The organism is Mesorhizobium sp. M1050 (assembly GCF_040318715.1).
GTDB lineage: Bacteria > Pseudomonadota > Alphaproteobacteria > Rhizobiales > Rhizobiaceae > Mesorhizobium.
Genome location: NZ_JAMYMV010000041.1, coordinates 40,806 through 61,504, shown reverse-complemented (window position 1 = coordinate 61,504; position 20,699 = coordinate 40,806). Strand labels below are relative to the sequence as shown.

The following is a 20,699-nucleotide window of genomic DNA, read 5'->3' as shown; positions in this document are numbered from 1 at the left end:
TCATAAGCCACGACACCGGTGATGGCGCCCCAGCCCTGCGTGTACTTCACGCCGCCGACGACATGCGGAACGTAGCTGTCGATCGAGCCCCTGCCGTAGGCACCAGGCGTGCCAGCGCCCGAGCCTTCTTCAAGGGAGACCACGGCCGAGAAGCCGTTGCCTGCATCGAAGTAGTACTGGACGACGTTGGAGTCGAAATCGCCGTAGGGAACGAGCGTATCCTGGATGACGTTGCCGGCATAGCCGATGAACGTATTGAACGCCGATTCGTCCTTACCGACGCGGAGACCACCGAGCTGGATCCAGGCGAAGTTCAGAGAAGGAGTGGCATTGCTGGCAACAGGACCGTCGCCATTGCCGAAGTTCCAGCGGGTCTCGGTGAAGGTCTTCAAGGTGCCGAGCTCGGTTTCCTGGCCGGTCCAGGTCTTCAGCGTGAAGCGGGCATTCTTGTGCCAGGTGTCGTTTTCGGTGCCGTCCTCAACGTCGGTGGCACGAGCACCATCGAAGCTGCCTTGCTCGCCGGCGCTGATGTCATAGCGGATAAAGCCGCCGATGCGCAGGCAGGTTTCGGTGCCGGGGATGTAGAAGTAGCCAGCGCCGTAGACGTCGCAAATCTTGACGTATTCAGCGGGCTCCGGCTCGGCGACGACGACGGCGTCGGCGGCGCGCGCACCGGAAACTGCGATCAGGGCCGCAGCGGAGCCGAGGAGAAGGCTCTTAATGTTCATTTTCTGACCTCCAGTCAGAATCGAACAAGAACTGCCCTTCGGCTGCGTGTTTTTCCGCGGCAAAGGGCTGTTATTGCTGGGCTTTCTCTGGGAATGGCTGGATTTTTCGTCGCCTCGAAGAGCGCAATGCAGACATCACCACAGATGTTTGTTGGCGAAAGCGTGGCCGGAGCCGGATTTGAGATAACGCTCGAATGAAGTCGCCCTGGCTCGATTCGAGAAGCCGATATACGTGACGATCCGCCGTGGCAGGAACTTGGACGTATGGCTGGATTTTCCGGCATTATGCTCGGCAATCCGCCGCTTCAGGTCGGAAGTCACGCCGATATAGCGTTCACCTCCCACTGCCTTGCTCTCCAGCAGGTATACATACCACACGAACCACCCTCCTTGGCTCGGCAGGCAGACTGCCAAACCTGTCTTGCAAGGAGTCCAGGGTACAGGAAGACCTCCCGCTTCGCGGAAGGAAGACGTGTCCCAAGCAGCGCGAAGCATTGTTTTTGCTAGGATTTAAGGCCCTCCTTCGCCGAGGCTTCGTAGGGCATCCTGCTATACGGAGGGGAGGCTTGTCCTGCGAAGCGCGCAGCGCGAAGCAGGATGGCGGAGAGGATGGGATTCGAACCCACGAGAAGCTTTTGACCTCTACTCCCTTAGCAGGGGAGCGCCTTCGACCACTCGGCCACCTCTCCGTTGCGCCGCTGGATAAAGAAAAGCGCGGGCACAATCAACAAGCCCCAGCCAATATCTCGGAAAAAGAAGCCATTATCTGAAAAAATAGCAACGCGCCGTGGCGCGGCTTTCCAAGGATGCGGCGGTTCTGCGGCAGTTTCCTGGCTAGCGACTCGGGACATGGCCATGATTCCGTCAGCTGATCGCCGGATTCGGCCGCAAACAAGGGCTTCGGACGAGCGGATGGTTAACGAGAGCTTTCTGACTGAGGCCAAATCGTGTCATTTGTGCAACAACGCCAGGGGATAGCAGCCGAACAGCCCTTTCGCCGGTACGATCGTGGTTGAACGCCGCCGCCTCATGGGTAATGTCGGTTTCGAGGAAGCGGCGCGGTGCGCATCTTTTTCGGTAGTGGGGATGGGGCAGGGAACGCTGTCCTTCAGCAAAGAATACCCAGACCCGTTTTTTAACTTTTGACTGGAGGTCAGAAAATGAACATTAAGAGCCTTCTCCTCGGCTCCGCTGCGGCCCTGATCGCAGTTTCCGGTGCGCGCGCCGCCGACGCCGTCGTCGTCGCCGAGCCGGAACCCGCTGAATACGTCAAGATTTGCGACGTCTACGGCGCTGGCTACTTCTACATCCCCGGCACCGAGACCTGCCTGCGCATCGGCGGCTATGTCCGTTACGACATCGGCGGTGGCGACGTAGGCTCGTTCGACGGAGCGACAAGCGCCGATCACGAGGATGGTGGTAAAAGCAACGACACCTGGTACAAGAACGCCCGCTTCACGCTGAAGACCTGGACCGGCCAGGAAACCGAGCTCGGCACCTTGAAGACCTACACCGAGACCCGCTGGAACTTCGGCAATCACCAATCAGATCTGGGCAGCGGCGCTCTGGGTGAGGGCGTGGATAATGGCGGCTCTGTCAACAGTGCCGGCATGAAGGGCGTTTCGTTGAACTTCGCCTGGATCCAGCTTGGTGGCCTGCGCGTCGGTAAGGACGAATCGGCTTTCGATACGTTCATCGGCTACGCCGGCAACGTCATCCAGGATACGCTCGTTCCCTACGGCGATTTCGACACCAACGTCGTCCAGTACTACTTCGATGCAGGCAACGGCTTCTCGGCCGTGGTCTCTCTCGAAGAAGGCGAAGGCGAGGTTGGCACGATCGACAGCTACGTTCCGCATGTCGTCGGCGGCGTGAAGTACACGCAGGGCTGGGGCGCCATCACCGGTGTCGTGGCTTATGACAGCAACTACGAAGAAGTCGCCGGCAAGGTGCGCTTGGACGTGAATGCCAGCGACGCCATACAGCTGTGGGTCATGGGCGGCTATGGTTCCGATGACAATCTCTCGGATCCGACCTGGGCCGTTCCGGCTGGCGGTCGCGGCTTCTTCAAGCAGTGGGGCGGCAACTGGGCAGTGTGGGGCGGTGGCACCTACAAGTTCAACGAGAAGACCTCGTTCAACGCTCAGCTCTCGTATGACGAATGGAAGAACCTCGGCGTCGCAGCGAACATCGCCTATGATGTTGTTCCTGGCTTCACCGTCACGGCTGAAGTCGACTACCTCAATGCAGGCAAGTTCGATGACGCCGACTTCTCCAACTGGACTGGCGCCACCAAGAAGAGCAGCGTCGGCGGTCTCCTCCGCTTCCAGCGCTCGTTCTAATAAATTTCGCTTCGGCGAAATTGAAAACCCGGCGGGCAACCGCCGGGTTTTTTTGATTGAATTGCGGCTTGATCGGCAACTTGCACCGATCATGCGGGCAGGCTAGCAAGAAGGCCCCTTTCAAGTGAGCCTTCGCCATGCGCCAGCGCCCTCCCCTCACGCCTCTCGTCGACGCGCTTCCGTCGACCGTGCCTTTTGTCGGACCCGAAGCGCAGGAGCGCGAGCGCGGCCGCGCTTTTCGTGCCCGCATCGGTGCCAATGAGAGCAGTTTTGGGCCCTCGCCGCGCGTTATCGAGCGCATGGCCGGAATCGCCCGCGACATGTGGATGTATTGCGACCCCGACAATAACGACCTGAAAGTGGCGGTTGCCGCGCATCACGGCGTGAAAGCCGAAAACGTCGTTGTCGGCGAAGGCATAGACGGCCTGCTCAGCCTGGTGGCACGCATGTATGTGGCGCCGGGCGATGCCGTGGTCACCTCACTCGGCGCCTATCCGACCTTCAACTTCCATATTGCCGGTGTCGGCGGGCGGCTGGTCACGGTCGCCTACGACAACGACAGGGAAAGCCTGGACGGCCTGCTGGCGGGAGTGCGCAAGGACAAAGCGCCGCTGGTCTACCTGTCCAACCCGGACAATCCGATGGGCAGTTGGTGGGACGCGGGCGAGATTATCCGCTTCATCGAGGCGCTGCCGGAAACCACCATGCTGGTGCTCGACGAGGCCTATGGCGAACTCGGGCCGGCCTCGGCGTTGCCGCCGATCGATATCTCCCGGCCGAACGTCATCCGCATGCGCACCTTCTCGAAGGCTTATGGGCTCGCTGGCATACGCTGCGGCTATGCGGTGGCCGAGGCCCAGGTGATCCGTGACTTCGAGAAGATCCGCAACCATTACGGCGTCAGCCGCATGGCGCAGATCGCCGGCGTCGAGGCGCTAGCCGATCAGGACTATCTGAGGAGCGTGGTGGCGCGGGTGGCTGCCGGCCGCCGACGCATAGCCGGCATCGCCGAGCAGAACGGATTGAAGCCACTGGCCTCGGCAACCAATTTCGTCACCATCGACTGCGGCGGCGATGGCGCCTTTGCGCTGAAAGTGCTGCAAGGCCTGCTGTCGCGCGACGTTTTCATCCGCAAACCGATGGTGCCACGGCTCGACCGCTGCATCCGGGTCAGCGTCGGCCTCGATCACGAGTTGGACATCTTTGCCGAGGAACTGCCGGGCGCACTCGCCGCAGCGCGGGGGAACTAGGATTCGCCAGTAGGCAAAGCGCAATCACAGGGCGCGCTTACAAATCCAGTTCCAGGTCTGGCCGGTTAGGTCCTTGCCGAAACTGTGGTGAGGCTGCTGCGAGACCAGCCTGAAGCCGGCGCGCTCGTAAATCGCACGCGCCGCCACGAGGACGTCGTTGGTCCACAGCACCAGCTTGCTATAGCCGCAGGCGCGGGCCTGGTTCACGCATTCCGCGACCAGGCGTTTGCCGATACCCAGGCCGCGCGCAGACGCCTCGACATGCAGCAGCCGCAGCTTTGCCACCTCGTCGTCCTGATGAACAAGGAACACCGCACCAACTGGCTCCTCGCCACGCTCGGCGATCCAGCAGAAATCGCGGCCGGGCACGAAATTGCGGATGAAATCGGCGCCAATCTCGGCAAGCATGGCCTCGAATTCGATGTTCCAGCCATATTCCTCGGCATAGAGCCGGGCCTGCCGCTGCACGACCCAGCCGACGTCGCCGATGCGGTGCGGCCGCAGCGTCACCTCGCTGCTCTCACAGGCATCGCCTAACAATTCCCCGACCTTGCGCAAGGCGCCACCCAGTTCCTGCAATCTGTGGTCAGGCAAATTCTCGATGAGCCGTGCAGTATCGCGATCCGCCGCAGCCTGGAGCTCCGAAAGGGCTGCCTCGCCTCTTGCCGTGAGCGACAGAATCCGCCGGCGCTTGTCGGCCGGATCGGCCCGCGTCTCGGTCAGTCCCCCACTGGCGAATTTGCGCAGAATTCGTGTCAGATACGCCGCATCGACCCGCAGTTGTCTGGCAATATCGGAAGCCGTTGGGCCCACCTCCAGATGAAAAGCCTTGGCAAGAAAACCCCGCTCCCCAGCGGCCTCAGAAGCTGCCGGACGATTAAGGTGGCCGAGTTCGAAAAGTACGCGCGCCTCGGTCAACGTGAATGCGCTTTGTGTCAGCGTCTCGTCGAGAAGACCGACGGTGCGCGTGTAGAAGCGATTGAAGCGCCTGATATCGGCCACCAAAGCTTTTCGTTCGTCCAACATTTGCGTCCAACTCCCAATAGGCAGCCGCATTTTTCAAAAATTAGTGGACTGAGTCAATTAAATTGCGAAGGCCAGAGAGCACAGCTGTCATGCGCAGTTCTCAGGTTGCCTTCCCGGCGCTGTGCGCCAGATTCCAAGGAGACAGGCTTGGAGATCGTCATGGCTGGTCCTGGCAGGGAAGTGCGGGCGCGCGTCTACGGCAATGTGCAAGGCGTCGGATTCAGAATCTGGGCCCGGGACGAGGCCACAAGCCTCGGTCTTGCTGGCTGGATTCGCAATGAAGCTGACGGGTCCGTAACGACCCGGATTGCAGGCCTCGACGAGGCGGTCTCGACAATGATCGAACGACTGTGGAAAGGGCCGTCCGGGGCTTTGGTTTCCAGGGTCGACGTCGAGGAGTTGGCACCCGGGAACACATTTGTCGAGTTCAGGATTGTTGCATGATGGCGGATTTGATTCAGCGCCCTTGAATTAATTGAACGTTCGTTTTATTATTACCTCGTAAACGAGGCCGACAATGGCACGCACGACTGGATCCGATGGTGAAAAGACCGAGGCAGCCATCCGCGAGGCGGCCGTCAATCTGATTGCGCGTTTCGGCTACGAGGCGATGCCGATGCGCCAGCTTGCCGCCGAAGTCGGCGTCCAGGCTGCCGCGCTCTACCGCTATTTTCCAACCAAGGAAGAGCTTCTGTTCACGCTGATGCGCGAACACATGGAAGGTCTTACAGGCGCGTGGGAAGCAGCCCGCCCTATCGGTGCGGATCCCGCGCAGCGGCTGTCAGCCTTTGTCGAAAACCACATCGCCTTTCATGTCGAGCGTCGGCACGCCACGCATGTGTCGAACATGGAATTGCGCAGCCTGTCGCCCGAACGGCTGACGCAGATCCTGCGCATGCGGACAGCCTATGAAAAGGAGCTACGCACCATCCTGCGCGACGGCGCCGAGGCGGGCGCCTTCAGCATCGACGACACCGGGCTGACGGCCATGGCGCTGATCCAGATGATGACCGGCGTCATCGTCTGGTTTCGGCCGGGCGAACGGCTGTCGATCGCTGAAGTGACGGCGACATATCTGTCGATGACCATGCGGCTCGTCGGCGCGACGATCGACGCCTACAGCGCCGCGCGGCCCTTTGGACGCGCGAAGGACGCTGTAGCACTTTAATTTCGCGCATGATCCCTTCCCAAAATCGAAGTCGATTTTCGGGGTCATGCGGCAGGGAGGAAAAACATGTACACGAACACGCTCAGCTTCGGGCATGACGAGGAGATCGAGGCGCTGCGCGATATGGTTCGGCGCTTCGCCCAGGACAGGATCGCACCGATCGCCGCCGATATCGATCGTTCGAATGAATTCCCGGCGCATCTGTGGGGCGAACTCGGCGCGCTTGGCCTGCTCGGCATCACGGCCGACCCCGATTTCGGCGGCAGCGGCATGGGCTATCTCGCGCATGTGATCGCCGTCGAAGAAATCTCGCGCGCCTCGGCCTCGGTCGGCCTTTCCTACGGCGCCCATTCCAATCTCTGCGTCAATCAGATCAACCGCTGGGCGACGACGGCGCAGAAGGAAAAATTCTTGCCGCCGCTGTGTTCGGGCGAACGCGTCGGCGCGCTGGCGATGTCGGAATCCGGCGCTGGCTCGGATGTCGTGTCGCTCAAGCTGCGTGCCGAAAAGCGCAATGATCGCTACGTGCTCAACGGCACCAAGATGTGGATCACCAACGGGCCGGACGCCCAGACGCTGGTCGTCTACGCCAAGACCGATCCGGAGCTGAAATCACACGGCATCACCGCTTTCATCGTCGAGAACACGATGGCCGGATTTTCCGTGGCGCAAAAGCTCGATAAGCTCGGCATGCGGGGCTCCAACACCGGCGAGCTGGTTTTTTCAGATGTCGAAGTGCCGTTCGACAACGTGCTGCATGAGGAAGGACGCGGTGTCGAGGTGCTGATGTCGGGCCTCGACTATGAGCGCACCGTGCTTGCCGGCGGCCCGATCGGCTTGATGGCGGCATGCCTCGACGTGGCCATCCCCTATGTGCATGAGCGCAAGCAGTTCGGCCAGGCGATCGGCGAGTTCCAGCTGGTGCAGGGTAAACTTGCCGACATGTACACGACGATGAACGCCGCACGCGCCTACGTCTATGCCGTCGCCGCCGCTTGCGATCGCGGCCAGACGACGCGCAAGGATGCCGCCGGCTGCGTGCTGTTTGCCGCCGAGAAGGCGACGATGATGGCGCTGGACGCCATCCAGCTGCTTGGCGGCAATGGCTATATCAACGACTATCCAACCGGCCGCCTGTTGCGCGACGCCAAGCTCTACGAGATCGGCGCCGGCACCAGCGAAATCCGCCGTTGGCTGGTCGGGCGGGAAATCATGGCGGAGGGGGTATAATATGGCAGCACTTCAAACCCAGATATCCCCCTCCTCCGAGACCTTCCGAGCCAATGCCGAGCGGATGAGGGCCCTGGTCGCCGACATCGCCGAAAAAGCCGCGACCGTCGAGCGGGGCGGCTCCGACGAGACGCGTGAGCGCCACGTTTCGCGCGGCAAGCTGTTGCCGCGCGAGCGCCTCGCGCAATTGCTCGACACCGGCTCGCCGTTCCTCGAGATCGGCCAGTTCGCGGCATGGTCGATGTATGGCGAGGAGATTTCTTCGGCCGGCATGATCGCGGGCGTCGGCCGCGTCGAGGGCACCGAGGTGATGGTCGTCGTCAACGACGCCACGGTGAAGGGCGGCACCTATTATCCGCTGACGGTGAAGAAGCATCTGCGGGCCCAGGAAATCGCGCTGCAGAACAATTTGCCTTGCATCTATCTGGTCGACAGCGGCGGCGCCAATCTGCCCAACCAGGACGAGGTGTTTCCCGACCGCGAACATTTCGGCCGTATCTTCTATAACCAGGCCAACATGTCGGCGGCGGGTATCCCGCAGATCGCCTGCGTCATGGGTTCCTGCACGGCAGGCGGCGCCTATGTGCCGGCGATGTCGGACGAGACGATCATGGTGCGCAACCAGGCGACCATCTTCCTCGGCGGCCCACCGCTGGTGAAGGCGGCCACCGGCGAGGACGTCAGCGCCGAGGATCTCGGCGGCGCCGATGTGCACACGCGGCTTTCCGGCGTTGCCGACCACTATGCGCTGGACGACGACCATGCACTCGCCATCTGCCGGCGCATCGTCAAAAATCTGAATCGGAACAAGACTGTAAGCCTGAACTTACAGAAGTCGATTCCGCCACTTCATCCGGCGGATGAACTCTATGGCATCGTGCCGACCGACCTGCGCCAGCCCTATGATGTGCGCGAGGTGATCGCGCGCATCGTCGACGGTTCCGAGTTCGATGAGTTCAAGCAGAACTACGGCACCACGCTGATCACCGGCTTTGCCCACCTCCATGGCATGCCGGTCGGCATTATCGCTAATAACGGCGTGCTGTTTTCCGAAAGCGCGTTGAAGGGCGCGCATTTCATCGAACTCTGTTGCCAGCGCAAGATCCCGCTGATCTTCCTGCAGAACATCACCGGCTTCATGGTCGGCAGGAAATACGAAGCGGGCGGCATCGCCAAGGACGGCGCCAAGCTGGTGATGGCCGTCGCCACCGCCAGGGTGCCGAAGGTGACGATCATCATCGGTGGTTCGTTCGGCGCCGGCAATTACGGTATGTGCGGCCGCGCCTACTCACCACGCTTCCTGTGGATGTGGCCGAATGCGCGTATCTCAGTGATGGGCGGCGGACAGGCGGCGACGGTGCTGGCCATGGTCAAGCGCGAGGGCATCGAGCGCAAGGGCGGGGAGTGGACCGCCGAGGAAGAGGCGAAATTCAAGAAGCCGATCCTGATGAAATACGAGCATGAGGGCCATCCGCTCTACTCGTCCGCTCGCCTCTGGGACGACGGCATCATCGACCCGGCGAAGACGCGCGACGTGCTGGCACTCAGCCTGTCAGCCGCGCTCAACGCCGAGATCGAGGAAACGCGCTTCGGCGTGTTCAGGATGTGAGATGAGCAAGGCGCTGGACAGGATCCGCATCCACACCGGCGACATCACGAAACTGGATGTCGACGCCATCGTCAATGCCGCCAACACGTCGCTTCTTGGCGGTGGCGGGGTCGATGGCGCCATCCACCGCGCCGCAGGCCACGAGCTTGAGTTCGAATGCCGGATGCTGAACGGATGCAAGGTCGGCGACGCGAAGATCACCAGGGGTTACAAACTGCCGGCTCGACACATCATCCATACAGTCGGCCCCGTCTGGCAGGGCGGCGGCAAGGGCGAAGCCGAGTTGCTGGCCTCCTGCTATATCAGATCGCTCGAACTCGCCGCCGCCAATGACTGCCGCACAGTGGCCTTCCCGGCGATCTCGACCGGTGTCTACCGCTACCCGAAAGACGAGGCGACGCGGATCGCCGTCAACACTGTTAACGCGTTCCTCGACGTGACAAGCAGGCCGGAAATCGTCATTTTCTGCTGCTTCGACGAGCAAACAGCTGAACTATACCGGCATGCCGTTGCTGCTCTTCGAGAAGGCTGAACTGTATGGACCAACCAATTCATCAGCATAGACAGACTGGAATCTCCGCCTACGTCAACGGCAAGGCGGCGAAGTCGAAGCTGCCAATCTCCCCCCTTGTGGGGAAGATGTCCGGCAGGACAGAGGGGGGCGCGACGGAGCGCCTGCGTCGCTTCAAGCAAACTGTGTCCCGGGAGGCTCGATGTTCACCAAGATCCTGATCGCCAATCGGGGCGAGATCGCTTGCCGTGTCATCCGCACGGCACGGACGATGGGCGTGCGCACTGTTGCCGTCTATTCGGATGCCGACGCGAAATCCCTGCATGTCGAGATGGCCGACGAGGCCGTGCATATCGGCGCCTCGCCTGTCGGCGAAAGCTATCTGCGCGGTGACAAGATCATCGCGGCTGCCCTGGCGACGGGCGCTGAAGCCATTCATCCCGGCTACGGCTTCCTGTCCGAAAACCCCGATTTCGTCGACCAGGTGGCGGCGGCGGGGCTCATCTTCATCGGCCCGTCGGCAACCTCGATCCGTGCCATGGGGCTGAAGGATGCCGCCAAGCGGCTAATGGAAAAGGCCGGCGTGCCGGTCGTGCCGGGCTACCATGGCGAGGCGCAGGAGATCGTGCTGCTTGCCTCCAAGGCGCGCGAGATCGGCTATCCCGTGCTGATCAAGGCGCGCGCCGGCGGCGGCGGCAAGGGTATGCGGCGGGTCGAGCATCCCGATGAGTTTTCCGAAGCGTTGTCCAGCGCACGGCGCGAGGCGAAAGCCGCCTTCGGCGACGACCGCGTGCTGGTCGAAAAATATGTCGACAAGCCGCGCCACATCGAAGTGCAGGTGTTCGGCGATAGTCTCGGCAATGTCGTGCATCTCTACGAGCGCGACTGCTCGGCGCAGCGCCGCCACCAGAAGGTGATCGAGGAGGCGCCCGCCCCCGGCATGACACCAGCTTTTCGCAAGGCAATGACGGATGCGGCCGTAAAGGCCGCCAAGGCGATCAATTATTCCGGCGCTGGCACCATCGAATTCATCGTCGATGCCTCGCAGGGGCTGAAAACCGACCGCTTCTGGTTCATGGAAATGAACACCCGCCTGCAGGTCGAGCACCCCGTCACCGAAATGGTTACCGGCACCGATCTGGTCGAGTGGCAGTTGCGGGTCGCATCGGGCGAAAAGCTGCCGAAGACACAAAGCGAGATCGCGCTGACCGGTCATGCCTTCGAAGCGCGAATCTATGCCGAGGATGCGCCAAAGGGGTTCCTGCCGGCGACTGGCACGTTGCATCATCTGAAATTCCCGGATGCAACCTCCGAAGGCGCCACGGTGCGAATCGAGACCGGCGTGCGGGCGGGTGATGCGATCTCGCCCTATTACGATCCAATGATCGCCAAGCTTGTCGTCCATGCGAAGGACCGGCAGACGGCACTGGAAGCGCTTGGTGCGGCACTGTCTCGAACCGAGATCGCCGGCTCCACCGTCAATACCGCCTTTCTCGCCGCTCTGGCCGCCGATCCGGATTTTTGCACAGGCGACGTCGACACTGGCCTGATCGGCAGGCACCAGGAGATATTGACGATCGTCCCGCCACCGGGCGGAGAGACCATTGCCGCCGCCGCTGTCGCAGCTTCAGGCGCCGGAGCGTCGCCGCCATCAAACGATCCGTGGTCGTCGCTTGCCGGCTATGCGCATTTCCACAATGTGGCGCGGCGCATACGGCTGAAATTCGGCGATGACGATATCGTAGCAAAGGTTTCGGTGCGGCCGGATGGACGGTTCCAGGTGGCGCTGAATGCCCCCCATGACAGCACAAATTCGCATGATTTTCGCGCTGCACCGCGCATCGCCCGCTGGCCAGGCCACATCACCGTGTTCGAAGGCGCTGTTGGCTACACCTTCGCCGTGCCGGACCCGCTGGCTCGCGCCGATGAGGCAGCCGCAGGCGTCGGCAGCTTGCGCGCGCCGATGCCGGGGCTGGTCAAGCTGGTGCGCGTGACAAGAGGCGATGCAGTGATCAAGGGCCAACCACTGCTGATCCTCGAGGCGATGAAGATGGAGCACACCATCGCCGCGCCACATGATGGCGTGATCGCCGAGATCGCGATAGAGGGCGCGCAGGTCACCGATGGGACGGTGCTGGTGCGGTTCGTGGAGGAGCACAACGCCCCGAGCGCGGTAGCGATCTGACAGCCGAAAGCCGTCGAGGGCGCAAACGAGAAAATGGCCGGGAGGAGCCCCGGCCATTTCGCTATCCTATCCAGTCGCCAGGGCGACGATTACTGGGCGATCGGTTACTGGGCGATCGGTGCGTACTTTCCATTATGCCACTGGTTGATGTCGTAGCTGGCATTCTTGAGGTCGCCCTTTTCGTCGAAGGTGACATTGCCGACGACGGTGCTGACGGGCGTGCCATTCTTCAGTGCTTCGGCAACCTTCGCCGGATCGTCGCTGCCGGCGCGCTTGACGCCCTCGGCGAAGGCCTGGATCACGGCATAGGAGAACAGCGTGAAGCCCTCCGGCACGAAGCCGCCCGCCTTGATCTTCTCGACGGCGGCCTTGGCTTCCGGCTTCGCCTGCGGATCCGACGGGAACACGAACATGGTGCCCTCGCCTGCCGGGCCGGCAACCTGCCAGAATTCCGGCGAAGCAATGGAGTCCGGCATGATCAACTGGAACTTCAGGTTCTGTTCCGCCGATTGACGCAGGATCAGACCAGCCTCAGGATGATAGCCGCCGAAATAGACGACGTCGGCTTTCAAGTCCTTGAGCTTGGTGACGAGAGCCGAATAGTCCTTCTCGCCAGCGTTGATGCCGTCATAATAGACTTCCTTGAGGCCGCCGGCATTCATCGTTGCCTTGACGGCGTCAGCCACGCCCTGTCCGTAGGCACTCTTGTCATGCAGGACGACGACGTTCTTGCCGGCAAACTTCTTGGCGATCCATGGGCCGATGAAGGCGCCCTGCGCATCGTCTCGCGTATAAAGCCGCATGATCGTCGGCCAGCCGGCCTTGGCCGCCGCGTCGGTCAGCACCGGATTGGAAGAAGCCGGGGTCATCATCAGAGCTCCGGCTTCGGCATAGACCGCCGAGGCCGGAATGCTCGAACCCGAGCAAGCATGGCCGTCGATGAATTTGACGCCGTCGGCTACGATGCGGTTGGCGACCGACACTGCCTGCTTGGGATCACACTGGTCGTCTTCGATACTCAGCTTGATCTGGCGGCCCTCGACACCACCCGCAGCGTTGATCGCGTCAGCAGCGGCCTGCGCGCCCTGCTTGAACTGATCGCCGATGGTGGCGAGTTGTCCGGTCATCGGGCCGACCACCGCAAAAGTGATGTCGTCGGCGAATGCGACCGGCGTGCTGATCATCAGGCCGAAAATTGCCGCGTTCAAAATACCCAATTTTTTCATTGCAGTAGAACTCCTCCACTCACGCGCGGCCGTTCCGGCCGCACTTCTTCCAGAGAGCCGGGACAATTTCACCCTTCCTTGGACCTGTCTAGGCGCATTGGCGGCACTCGATTGGGCCTGCAACGCGCCGCGGCAAACAGGGCAAAAGCCGCGCCGGCCTTGTTCCGGCCGGTCGCGGCGTTTTGCCTGTCGAGCTGTTTCCCGAGCGCCCCGCGCCTAAAAATCCCGCTCGCTCTCCCCGTGTCGTGCACGACTGGACCTTGCGGCCTACCGCGTTCTCTTTCTTCAGAGCATGATCCCTGGGCAAACGGTTTCCGTTTGTCGGAGAGAACCGGATTCCACTTTGGGATCGTGCCTATACGCGATTCCGGACGGAAACCCGCTTCACACTTTCCTGGAGGTCATCGACCGTCTTGCGGGGCCTTCTGTAGTGCTGGGTCTGGCCGTCTGTGCGGTCTTGATCCCGGAGCTTCCCTGTCTTCGATAGGTCTGCAGGCAGATCTTAGTGGATGGTCATCCATTCGCGGGCTTCGCGAAGCGCCTTGGCGATCTCGACCTTCGACATTGCCGCCGACAGTTCGGAGCGCAGTTCCGCGGCGCGGACCGAGCCCTTGATCGCGGCAATGTTGAACCATTTGTGGGCGGCAACGACATCGGTCTCGCAATCGCGGCCGGTCGCATACATCATGCCCAGTTCGAAAAGAATGTCGGCCTGGGCAGTTGCCCCCATGGCGCCGAAACCTGCTTCAAGCATTTCAAAACGTGCCATTTCAATCCCCTGTTTCCGGCCCCTGTCAGGCTCCTGAGAGCTGCCTTCTTTCGTGCTTGCGGCTGCTCTTCCGATGCTTTCGAGAATGCCGTGCAGGCTTGAATCCGTCGTTAAATGGCGTGCTTAATTTGAGGAAAACAAAGCTAAAACAAGAGGTAAACGCGGAAATTCGTTAAGGATACAAAGCCAGCAATTCAGCGAGCTTGCGTCAAATTTGACAAAAATCCTCCGCTGCCAAGTCAAGACTTTGCTAACCACGGGAGACAAAGGCGCTGCGCCGGTCATTTCATTTTCTCGCCGATGGGACGCATTCGGACGCCTTCAAGAATCCGAAAGTCTTCCGCAGCGGCACCGCTTTTGTTTTGCCAGGAGCTGGATTAGCTTACGTTAGCGTAAGCGGCAGACCGGCGAGGGGCGGAGCATCCGGTCGGACATCCAAAGGGAGGAAGACATGTTTCGAAAAGTGAGCCTGGCTCTTGCGGCCACATTGATCGTGGCGGGTGCGGCATCGGCCGATCCGATCGAGGGTGATTGGAAGACGCAGGCCGGCGACACTGCGGCCATCGTTGGCGGCGGCTCGTTTTCCATCACGCTCAAGTCCGGCAAGTATGCCGGAAAAACCATCGGCTCGCTCAAGGCGGCTGGCGACAACAAATATGCCGGTAACATCACCGATCCGGCAAACGACAGAACCTATTCGGGCAAGGCGACCCTTTCGGGCAGCTCGCTCAAGATGAGCGGCTGCGTGCTCGGCGGACTGATCTGCAAAAGCCAGACTTGGCACAAGCTCTGATCGACCTATATATATATGTATATATGTATATATATATATATATGTATATGTATATATATCCTTGTGACATGAAGACGGGGCTCTAACGGGCTCCGTTTTCGTTTGTCGCGGGGCAACGCCCTAACCTCGGCATCCTGCCGAAACAGGCGCCGTCGACGCTAAATCCCGCCCATCAGTTTGAACCGCAGATGAACGACGGCATCAGAGCCGGTTCAGTTGCATCAGGGCATTCTCCGGCGTGTTGAAGGAGACCCGACCAATGCTTGCTCGCCGCTTCACCATCGTCTGCCTGCTGATGAGCCTGTTTGGAATGTTCTTCGCCATCCTCGTCGCTGAAGCGGGTCGTCCGGCCCGCGCCTGGGACGAAGCCAGTTCCAGAACCTGCCGCCTCGCCTGCCCCACCCACCTTCGCAACTAAACAAAAGAGCCAGACCTCAAAAAGAAAAGCTGAAACACCATGAACCGCATCGCCGCCACCGCACTAAAGATCCTTCGGCTCCTGCCGCGGGCGGCGCTTATCCTGGCGGTTCTGGCCGCTCCGGTTCTGGCCGTGCCGATGATGCGCGCCGATGCCGGCTCGACGATCGAAGCGCCGGCTTTGAAGAAGTCCGGGATCGGCTTTGTGCTCCTGGTCAGCCTGCAGCGCGGATAAGCACGTTTCGTGCATGTCGCCCAAAATCGCTGCGCTCTTTGGGGCGACATGCAGCGGAAAGAAAAACGACCCTTAAGCCGCCTTCGGTCGCGACACCCCTCCCAAGTGCCGATCCAAATCTCTATATTGAGTCATGGAAAAGCGAATCTACCCTCAGGCCATCGAATCTGTCGTCATGCCGGAGCCTTTTGGCCGGCAAAGCTTTGATCGCGCCGAAAAGGCCGTCGCGGCACTTCGGCTGCTTTACGACCGCAACACCAAGTTCCTGCGCGATTCCTTTGCTGAACTGGCGGCGGCGGGCGGCGACAATGGCAAGCGCTACCGGGCCTTCTACCCGGAGATCGGCGTCACCACCACCTCGTTCACCCAGATCGACTCGCGTCAGGCGTATGGCCATATGCCGACACCTGGGCATTTTTCGACTACCATTACCCAGCCCGCCCTGTTCGAAAGCTACCTTGTCGAGCAGTTGCGTCTGATCATGCGCAATCATGGCGTTGCGGTCTCGGTGTCGGAATCGACTACGCCGATCCCGCTGCATTTCGCCTTTCTCGAAGGCACCCATGTCGACGGCGCGGCGGCCGAACGCATCAAGCGGCCGATCCGCGACCTGTTCGACGTGCCGGATCTCGACGGTACCGACGACCAGATCGCCAACGGGACTTTCGAAGTGGCCTTGGGCGAACCGAGGCCGTTGGCGCCCTTCACGGCGCAGCGCATCGACTATTCGCTGCATCGCCTGTCGCACTATACGGCGACCACGCCACAGCATTTCCAGAATTTCGTGCTGTTCACCAACTACCAATTCTACATCGACGAATTCGTTGCCCGCGCTCGCGACCTGATGGCCGATGGCGGCGGCGGATATACCGAATTCGTCGAGCCGGGCAATGTCATCACCTTGGCCGGACAAAGCGCGCCCGGTCTCGGGGTCGCGCCGCCACGCCTGCCGCAGATGCCGGCCTATCACCTGAAGAAGCCGAACCATGGAGGCATCACCATGGTCAATATCGGCGTCGGGCCTTCCAACGCCAAAACGATTACCGACCACATCGCCGTGCTGAGGCCGCATGCCTGGGTGATGCTCGGTCACTGCGCCGGGCTGCGCAATACCCAGGCTTTGGGCGACTATGTGTTGGCGCACGCCTATGTGCGCGAGGACCACGTCCTCGACGACGATCTTCCGGTCTGGGTCCCGATCCCGCCGCTGGCCGAGATCCAGGTGGCGTTGCAGGAAGCCGTCGCCGAAGTCACCGGCCTGTCCGGCTACGACTTGAAGCGCATCATGCGCACAGGCACCGTCGCCACCATCGACAACCGAAACTGGGAACTGCGCGACCAGCGCGGCCCGGTGCAGCGCCTGTCGCAGTCGCGGGCGATCGCGCTCGACATGGAATCTGCGACCATCGCCGCCAACGGCTTCCGTTTCCGCGTTCCCTACGGCACGCTGCTGTGCGTTTCGGACAAGCCACTGCATGGCGAGTTGAAGCTGCCCGGCATGGCGACCGAATTCTACAAGCGCCAGGTGGCGCAGCATCTGACCATCGGCATCAGGGCGATGGAAAAGCTTGCGGAAATGCCGATGGATCGGCTGCATTCGCGCAAACTGAGAAGTTTTTCGGAGACCGCGTTCCAATAGGACGATCTGTGCGCTGCCCGAGCATCTCGTCATCTTGATTGGGCCGCATTTCTGCCGATAACCAAGCCGGTATTTTCCGACAATCCGCGCGGACCTGACCCGATGAGACGCAGTCGACACATGGCGGCATCACTGGCATTTATCGCGCTGATGATGTTCTTGGTTGCGCTGGTCGCCGGGTTCTTGGGTACCTTGCATCCGGCCTTCGATTCCTTCTCGCATTTCCGCGTCCACCTTGCCGTATTGATGGCGCTTTGCGCACTGCCGCTGCTGGCCACGACATTTCGCCTGCAAGCGGCCGTGGCACTGCTTTTTGCCGTGGCGGCCGTCGCCACGACCTTGAACACATTGCCCAATCTATGGCCGGTTCAGGCTGCCTATGAAGCCAAGGTCGAAGATCGTGCGGTCTACAAATTGCTGCAGATGAACCTGCGCTACAACAATCCGACGCCGAAGAAGGTTCTGTCGCTGATCGGCCGGACCAATCCCGACGTGATCACCCTCGACGAGGTGTCGGCGATGTGGACGACCGAGCTTGGCTATATCAGCAGTGCATATCCATACCGGATCCTCTGCCCTTATCCCAACGGCATATTCGGCGTCGCGCTGATCTCGCGGCGGCCCTTTGCCGCCGGCACCGAGGCGCGTTGCGAACGGCGCGGCGCCATGGCGACAGCGACCGTCGACTTCGGCGGCATTGACGTCGATGTCGCCGCTATCCATCTCAGTTGGCCGTGGCCACGCGAGCAGTATTGGCAGATCGGCGAACTTGCGGAATCGCTCTCCGCGCTCGGCGAGACGGCCATCATGGCGGGCGACTGCAACGCCGTGCCGTGGAGTGCTGCCGTACGGCGCGTCGCCTCGCTCGGCGGCCTGACCGTAATGCCGTCCGCCGGACCGACCTGGATCCAAATCAGGCTGCCGGACTTCGTGCGGCGCTTCGCCGGCCTGCCGATCGACCAGGTTTTCAGCAAGGGCGGGCTGACCATCCATTCTGCAACACGGCTTGAGGACACTGGCTCGGATCACCTGCCGGTGATGGTGGAGTTCTCGCTCAGGGAGGCACAACAGAAGCCGGTCGATGATCATGAAACCGCGACCGCGGCGATAGTCCAGACCGGCAGGACGCCAGGTTAAGAGATCAAGGCTTGATCAAAGCGGTGATCAGATGCTCGACATGGCCACCGTCGCGATGCTCGCGGGCGTCGAAGGCGATCTGCTTTACCTCATACGCGGCATAGGTAGCCTTGATGCGCCTCTGCGCCTCGCGGCGTGTCTTGGAGCAGGACGGGTCGTCGGCAATCCTGAGGCCGGAGATGGATGTTTCGATGGCCCGCATCATTTCCCTGGCGATGCGACCATGGGTTTCTTCGTGCGCGCGGACGCCGGCGAAGAACCGCGACCAGTGCTTCTGGAGCGCCGGCGCGGTGGCCGAGGCGAGACGCGGAAACGTGTAAAACAGATTGAGCGTGCCGTCGGCCCGCCGCAGGCGGCAGAAGCCATTGTCCTGGCCGGCGTCAAGGTTCCAATCCACGGTGTAGCCCGTCTGGGCGATGGCATGCGTCATGAAGCCGTGCTTCGGCCCCTTGCGGTCCATCGCCTTCATCAGCGCCAGGCCAGTGTTCCCGGTGATGTCATAGGTCCGCGTCTTGATCAGCACCCTGGTGCCAGCCGAGGCTATCGAAGCCGAACCGCACACAGCGCCGATCACCACAAGGCATACTAAAACCGCCAAGCGCATTGGCCATCTCCCTGTCGTCTGGGGATGGAACCACAAGCGCGCGGCAGTTTCAACAGCCCTAATATTTCACATGCCCGGCAACCCGGGCCATGACCAACATTTTGCGTGCGGCCGGCGAGACGGTCCAGCCAGCGCGTAGCTTACATACCTTGGTAGACCGGACCTTCGCCACCTTGGGGCGGCACCCAGTTGATGTTCTGGTTCGGGTCCTTGATGTCGCATGTCTTGCAGTGGACGCAGTTCTGCGCGTTGATGACGAAGCGCACGTCCTTTGCCGCGGGATCGGCGGCGGCATTGCCGTCCTTGTCGACCCATTCGTAGACGCTGGCCGGACAATAGCGTGTCGAGGGTCCGGCAAAGACATCATGCTCGGAGCGCTTCTGCAGGTCCATGTCGCCGACAACCAGATGGACCGGCTCGTTTTCCTCGTGATTGGTGTTTGACAGGAACACCGAGGACAGGCGGTCGAAGGTCAGCACGCCATCCGGCTTCGGATAGGCGATCTTCTCGTGCTTGGCGGCCGGCTCGAGCGTGGCATAGTCGGCCTTGCCATGCTTCAGCGTGCCGAAGGGCGAGAAGCCGAACAGCGTGTTCAGCCACATGTCGAGGCCACCAAGGCTGACGCCAATGATGGTGCCGAAGCGCGACCAGAGCGGCTTGACGTTGCGCACCTTCTTCAGGTCCTTGCCGATGTCGGTGTCCCGCCATGCAGCCTCGTAGGAGGAAAGCTCGTCATTGGCACGGCCGGCGCCGATCGCCTCGGCGACATGCTCGGCCGCCAGCATTCCCGAAAGGACCGCGTTGTGGGAGCCCTTGATGCGCGGCACATTGACGAAGCCTGCCGCGCAGCCCATCAGCGCGCCACCGGGGAAGGAAAGTTTCGGCACTGACTGCCAGCCACCCTCGGTGATGGCGCGCGCGCCGTAACCCAGGCGCTTGGCGCCCTCGAAGGTGCCCCTGATTGCCGGATGGGTCTTGAAGCGCTGGAATTCGTCGAACGGCGACAGCCAGGGGTTCCTGTAGTTGAGGTGGAGGACGAAGCCGACCGCCACCTGGTTGTCCTCCAGATGGTAGAGGAAAGAGCCGCCACCTGTCTTCATGTCGAGCGGCCAGCCGAACGAATGCTGGACCAGGCCCGGCCTGTGGTTCTCTGGCTTGACCTGCCAGAGTTCCTTGAGGCCGATGCCGTATTTGCCGGGCTCGCGGCCATCGGAAAGCTTGTATTTGGCGATCAGCTGCTTGGCGAGCGAGCCACGCGCGCCTTCGCCGATCAGCACATATTTGCCCATCAGCGCCATGCCCGGCGCGAAACCCGGACCATGCGTGCCGTCCTTCTCGACACCCATGTCGCCGGTCACCACGCCGGTAACGGCGCCGGCGTCATTGTAGAGCAGGCCCGCCGCGGCGAAGCCGGGATAGATCTCGACGCCGAGCGCCTCGGCCTTACCAGCCAGCCATCGGCAGACATTGCCGAGCGAGACGATGAAGTTGCCGTGATTGTTCATCAGCGGCGGCATCAGGATGTTGGGCAGACGAAACGAGCCTGCCGGGCCAAGGACGAGGAAATGGTCGTCTGTGACCGGCGTCTTGAAGGGATGCCCATCCTCGTCGCGCCAGCCCGGCAAGAGCCGGTCGATGCCGATCGGATCGACGACGGCGCCGGAGAGGATATGGGCGCCGACCTCGCCACCCTTTTCCAGGACGACGACCGAGAGTTCGGGATTGACCTGCTTGAGGCGGATGGCGGCGGCAAGGCCGGCCGGGCCGGCGCCGACGATGACCACGTCGAATTCCATGCTTTCGCGTTCGATGTCGCTCATCAACCCCTCC

General features: G+C 61.5%; 21 protein-coding genes and 1 tRNA gene. 13 read left to right on the top strand and 9 right to left on the bottom strand.

Annotated features, from left to right (window positions below; all coding sequences use genetic code 11):
- The 4 genes from NKH57_RS21420 to NKH57_RS21405 all read right to left on the bottom strand — a co-directional run.
- A partial coding sequence (locus NKH57_RS21420) for a porin (protein ID WP_352946997.1) occupies positions 1-728 on the bottom strand: 728 nt, incomplete at its 3' end.
- 135 nt (positions 729-863) lie between these two features.
- Positions 864-1,106, bottom strand: a complete 243-nt coding sequence (locus NKH57_RS21415; RefSeq protein WP_352946994.1) for a GIY-YIG nuclease family protein — start codon at positions 1,104-1,106, stop codon at positions 864-866.
- A gap of 220 nt (positions 1,107-1,326) precedes the next feature.
- A tRNA-Ser gene (locus NKH57_RS21410) sits at positions 1,327-1,417 on the bottom strand.
- Positions 1,379-1,579 carry a hypothetical protein gene (locus NKH57_RS21405; RefSeq protein ID WP_156938582.1) on the bottom strand — a complete coding sequence of 67 codons (201 nt, stop codon included), beginning with the start codon at positions 1,577-1,579 and terminating at the stop codon, positions 1,379-1,381. The genes NKH57_RS21410 and NKH57_RS21405 overlap by 39 nt, the downstream gene beginning before the upstream one ends.
- A gap of 309 nt (positions 1,580-1,888) precedes the next feature.
- Here NKH57_RS21405 and NKH57_RS21400 point away from each other — a divergent pair, with 309 nt between their 5' ends.
- A complete protein-coding gene (locus tag NKH57_RS21400; RefSeq protein WP_352946991.1) occupies positions 1,889-3,070 on the top strand; it encodes a porin in 1,182 nt (393 codons plus the stop codon).
- A gap of 137 nt (positions 3,071-3,207) precedes the next feature.
- Positions 3,208-4,320 carry a pyridoxal phosphate-dependent aminotransferase gene (locus NKH57_RS21395; protein WP_352946988.1) on the top strand — a complete coding sequence of 371 codons (1,113 nt, stop codon included), beginning with the start codon at positions 3,208-3,210 and terminating at the stop codon, positions 4,318-4,320.
- Positions 4,321-4,344: 24 nt separating this feature from the next.
- Here the strand turns inward: NKH57_RS21395 and NKH57_RS21390 are convergent, their stop codons facing one another.
- Complete coding sequence (locus NKH57_RS21390; RefSeq protein ID WP_352946985.1) at positions 4,345-5,346, bottom strand: bifunctional helix-turn-helix transcriptional regulator/GNAT family N-acetyltransferase; 1,002 nt, start codon at positions 5,344-5,346, stop codon at positions 4,345-4,347.
- Between the two features lie 159 nt (positions 5,347-5,505).
- Between NKH57_RS21390 and NKH57_RS21385 the strand changes: the two genes are divergently transcribed.
- The 6 genes from NKH57_RS21385 (at position 5,506) to NKH57_RS21360 (ending at position 12,049) form a co-directional block, all read left to right on the top strand.
- Positions 5,506-5,790 (top strand): acylphosphatase, encoded by a 285-nt coding sequence (locus NKH57_RS21385; protein ID WP_352947002.1) that lies wholly within the window; start codon positions 5,506-5,508, stop codon positions 5,788-5,790.
- Between the two features lie 73 nt (positions 5,791-5,863).
- Positions 5,864-6,514 carry a TetR/AcrR family transcriptional regulator gene (locus tag NKH57_RS21380; protein ID WP_352946982.1) on the top strand — a complete coding sequence of 217 codons (651 nt, stop codon included), beginning with the start codon at positions 5,864-5,866 and terminating at the stop codon, positions 6,512-6,514.
- A 66-nt stretch (positions 6,515-6,580) separates the two neighbouring features.
- The gene (locus NKH57_RS21375; protein ID WP_352946979.1) at positions 6,581-7,744 is read left to right on the top strand and encodes an isovaleryl-CoA dehydrogenase; all 1,164 of its coding nucleotides are present in this window, start codon (positions 6,581-6,583) and stop codon (positions 7,742-7,744) included.
- 1 nt (position 7,745) lies between these two features.
- Positions 7,746-9,353 (top strand): carboxyl transferase domain-containing protein, encoded by a 1,608-nt coding sequence (locus tag NKH57_RS21370; RefSeq protein WP_352946976.1) that lies wholly within the window; start codon positions 7,746-7,748, stop codon positions 9,351-9,353.
- A gap of 1 nt (position 9,354) precedes the next feature.
- Positions 9,355-9,885, top strand: a complete 531-nt coding sequence (locus NKH57_RS21365) for an O-acetyl-ADP-ribose deacetylase (RefSeq protein ID WP_352946973.1) — start codon at positions 9,355-9,357, stop codon at positions 9,883-9,885.
- 181 nt (positions 9,886-10,066) lie between these two features.
- Positions 10,067-12,049, top strand: a complete 1,983-nt coding sequence (locus NKH57_RS21360; RefSeq protein WP_352946970.1) for an acetyl/propionyl/methylcrotonyl-CoA carboxylase subunit alpha — start codon at positions 10,067-10,069, stop codon at positions 12,047-12,049.
- A gap of 104 nt (positions 12,050-12,153) precedes the next feature.
- Here the strand turns inward: NKH57_RS21360 and NKH57_RS21355 are convergent, their stop codons facing one another.
- Positions 12,154-13,275 (bottom strand): ABC transporter substrate-binding protein, encoded by a 1,122-nt coding sequence (locus tag NKH57_RS21355; protein ID WP_352946967.1) that lies wholly within the window; start codon positions 13,273-13,275, stop codon positions 12,154-12,156.
- Positions 13,276-13,777: 502 nt separating this feature from the next.
- Entirely contained in the window at positions 13,778-14,044 is a 267-nt protein-coding gene (locus NKH57_RS21350; RefSeq protein ID WP_023760434.1) for an SEL1-like repeat protein, read from the bottom strand.
- A gap of 451 nt (positions 14,045-14,495) precedes the next feature.
- Here NKH57_RS21350 and NKH57_RS21345 point away from each other — a divergent pair, with 451 nt between their 5' ends.
- From NKH57_RS21345 to NKH57_RS21325, 5 genes are all read left to right on the top strand, one after another.
- Positions 14,496-14,837: a DUF2147 domain-containing protein gene (locus NKH57_RS21345; protein ID WP_352599258.1), complete on the top strand. Its 342-nt coding sequence runs from the start codon at positions 14,496-14,498 to the stop codon at positions 14,835-14,837.
- A 259-nt stretch (positions 14,838-15,096) separates the two neighbouring features.
- Positions 15,097-15,255, top strand: a complete 159-nt coding sequence (locus NKH57_RS21340; protein WP_168992200.1) for a hypothetical protein — start codon at positions 15,097-15,099, stop codon at positions 15,253-15,255.
- A 39-nt stretch (positions 15,256-15,294) separates the two neighbouring features.
- A complete protein-coding gene (locus NKH57_RS21335) occupies positions 15,295-15,489 on the top strand; it encodes a hypothetical protein (protein WP_352599260.1) in 195 nt (64 codons plus the stop codon).
- A gap of 175 nt (positions 15,490-15,664) precedes the next feature.
- On the top strand, positions 15,665-17,128 hold the full coding sequence (locus NKH57_RS21330) for an AMP nucleosidase (protein WP_352599262.1): 1,464 nt from the start codon (positions 15,665-15,667) through the stop codon (positions 17,126-17,128).
- A 120-nt stretch (positions 17,129-17,248) separates the two neighbouring features.
- Complete coding sequence (locus tag NKH57_RS21325; protein WP_352946963.1) at positions 17,249-18,265, top strand: endonuclease/exonuclease/phosphatase family protein; 1,017 nt, start codon at positions 17,249-17,251, stop codon at positions 18,263-18,265.
- Positions 18,266-18,269: 4 nt separating this feature from the next.
- On the opposite strand, the gene NKH57_RS21320 is transcribed toward NKH57_RS21325, so the two are convergent.
- Positions 18,270-18,869: a DUF922 domain-containing Zn-dependent protease gene (locus NKH57_RS21320; protein WP_352829806.1), complete on the bottom strand. Its 600-nt coding sequence runs from the start codon at positions 18,867-18,869 to the stop codon at positions 18,270-18,272.
- 140 nt (positions 18,870-19,009) lie between these two features.
- Positions 19,010-20,689 carry an electron transfer flavoprotein-ubiquinone oxidoreductase gene (locus tag NKH57_RS21315; RefSeq protein ID WP_352946960.1) on the bottom strand — a complete coding sequence of 560 codons (1,680 nt, stop codon included), beginning with the start codon at positions 20,687-20,689 and terminating at the stop codon, positions 19,010-19,012.
- Positions 20,690-20,699 lie beyond the last annotated feature (10 nt).